At 54.7% G+C, this 1,391-nt stretch carries 1 rRNA gene; it reads left to right on the top strand.

Annotated elements, in window-relative coordinates:
* Positions 1 to 1,391 (top strand): 23S ribosomal RNA (locus PaeCFBP13512_RS23115); the annotation flags it as partial.

Raw genomic sequence — 1,391 nt, 5'->3', positions numbered from 1 at the left:
TAGTGACGCGGACTGATGGATGTCCGTTCAAGCAGTGAGGCTGATATGTAGGCAAATCCGCATATCGCAAGGCCAGGCTGTGATGAGGAGCGAAAATTGTAGTAGCGAAGGTCATGATTTCACACTGCCAAGAAAAGTCTCTAGCCAGGAAGCAGGTGCCCGTACCGTAAACCGACACAGGTGGGTGAGAAGAGAATTCTAAGGCGCGCGGAAGAACTCTCGTTAAGGAACTCGGCAAAATGACCCCGTAACTTCGGGAGAAGGGGTGCCCCGGTAGTGTGAATAGCACGAGGGGGCCGCAGTGAAAAGGCCCAAGCGACTGTTTAGCAAAAACACAGGTCTGTGCGAAGCCGCAAGGCGAAGTATACGGGCTGACGCCTGCCCGGTGCTGGAAGGTTAAGGGGAGTGGTTAGCGCAAGCGAAGCTATGAACCGAAGCCCCAGTAAACGGCGGCCGTAACTATAACGGTCCTAAGGTAGCGAAATTCCTTGTCAGGTAAATTCTGACCCGCACGAATGGCGTAACGATTTGGGCGCTGTCTCAACGAGAGATCCGGTGAAATTTTAATACCTGTGAAGATGCAGGTTACCCGCGACAAGACGGAAAGACCCCATGGAGCTTTACTGCAACTTGATATTGAACTGGGGTGCGATTTGTACAGGATAGGTGGGAGCCGTAGAAACCGGAGCGCAAGCTTCGGTCGAGGCGCCGTTGGGATACCACCCTGATCGCATTTGAGTTCTAACCTCGTACCGTGATCCGGTACAGGGACCGTGTCAGGTGGGCAGTTTGACTGGGGCGGTCGCCTCCTAAAGTGTAACGGAGGCGCCCTAAGGTTCCCTCAGAATGGTTGGAAATCATTCGAAGAGTGTAAAGGCATAAGGGAGCTTGACTGCGAGACAGACACGTCGAGCAGGGACGAAAGTCGGGCTTAGTGATCCGGTGGTACCGCATGGAAGGGCCATCGCTCAACGGATAAAAGCTACCCTGGGGATAACAGGCTTATCTCCCCCAAGAGTCCACATCGACGGGGAGGTTTGGCACCTCGATGTCGGCTCATCGCATCCTGGGGCTGAAGTAGGTCCCAAGGGTTGGGCTGTTCGCCCATTAAAGCGGTACGCGAGCTGGGTTCAGAACGTCGTGAGACAGTTCGGTCCCTATCTGTCGTGGGCGTAGGAAATTTGAGAGGAGCTGTCCTTAGTACGAGAGGACCGGGATGGACGCACCGCTGGTGTACCAGTTGTTCCGCCAGGAGCATCGCTGGGTAGCTACGTGCGGAAGGGATAAGCGCTGAAAGCATCTAAGCGTGAAGCCCCCCTCAAGATGAGATTTCCCAGTATGTAAGACCCCTTGTAGACGACGAGGTTGATAGGTTGGGGGTGGAAGTGCCG

This window comes from Paenibacillus sp. CFBP13512 (assembly GCF_005233705.1).
GTDB lineage: Bacteria > Bacillota > Bacilli > Paenibacillales > Paenibacillaceae > Saccharibacillus > Saccharibacillus nuruki.
The sequence above is the reverse complement of the archived record's forward strand: the minus strand, read 5'-3'. Positions and strand labels throughout refer to the sequence as shown.